We start from the raw sequence: 869 nt of genomic DNA on the forward strand, positions 1-869 counted from the left end.
ATGATCCGGGTTTGGGAATGCTGGCGTTATTCGTGCGCCTGCTCTGTGCTGGGGAGAGCCGCATCGAACAGGATGGCGTAGAGTGCACCATCAATGCCGTTGACGGCATCGTGATGCGGGTAATAGGGCGGCGTGTCTCGGGATCGCTCAAAGTAGTCACCAAAGCAGCTGAGACACTCGCGGATCTCGATGGTGGATCCCTGCAGCAAGGTCTCTTCAAAATGCTTGGCATAGGCCTCGTCATCATGTGCCTTGGTGACGGCCTTCTCCAGCAATGTCAGCGCATCCTCGTTGCAGGCGGCTGCTAGCCTATGGCGTAGCTTCTCGAGGGTTTCCTCAAGGGAATAGGGATTGGGTAATCGCATGGTGTTTATCCCTTCTTGGCTCGGTTAAGGGCGTAGCTGATGGAGCAGTGCATCAATGGCCTCGACACAATCGCTCTGGGTGAGCTGATAGCCGTTAGGCAGGTGAGCCACGATGGCAGGCTCGGCCTGCATCTCGACGTTGTCTGCAAGCCAGCCGCGCAGCTCGAGGAGGATGTCGAGGGTGGTGAGGTGTGACTTACCTAGGGTTAGAGTCATAGCTGACCTCTTTCGGCCAGCGAGACCACGCCCTCGGCACCGACCACCAGATGGTCGAGCAATCGCACATCGACCAGCGCCAAGGCCTCCTTGAGGGCTTGGGTAAAGACCCGGTCAGATTGGCTGGGTTCAGGGTCACCGCTTGGGTGATTGTGCACTGCGATGATGGCCCCGCAGTTGAGTATCAGGGCCCGCTTGACTACTTCCCGTGGGTAGATGCTGGCGCTGTCCAAGGTGCCGCGAAACAGTTCCTCAAAAGCCAGTACGCGGTGTTGGGAGTCAAGGAAC

General features: G+C 58.1%; 3 protein-coding genes. All 3 read right to left on the reverse strand.

Features of this window, described 5'->3' with window-relative positions:
- Positions 1-26: 26 nt before the first annotated feature.
- On the reverse strand, positions 27-365 hold the full coding sequence (locus AACR93_RS03825) for a hypothetical protein (RefSeq protein ID WP_024945024.1): 339 nt from the start codon (positions 363-365) through the stop codon (positions 27-29).
- A 24-nt stretch (positions 366-389) separates the two neighbouring features.
- Complete coding sequence (locus AACR93_RS03830; protein WP_024945023.1) at positions 390-581, reverse strand: hypothetical protein; 192 nt, start codon at positions 579-581, stop codon at positions 390-392.
- The coding region (locus AACR93_RS03835) for a JAB domain-containing protein (RefSeq protein ID WP_043852284.1) at positions 578-869 on the reverse strand (292 nt) is incomplete at its 5' end. The genes AACR93_RS03835 and AACR93_RS03830, both read right to left, overlap by 4 nt.

It is taken from the genome of Aeromonas sp. L_1B5_3 (assembly GCF_963866575.1).
In the GTDB taxonomy this organism is placed as follows: domain Bacteria; phylum Pseudomonadota; class Gammaproteobacteria; order Enterobacterales; family Aeromonadaceae; genus Aeromonas; species Aeromonas jandaei.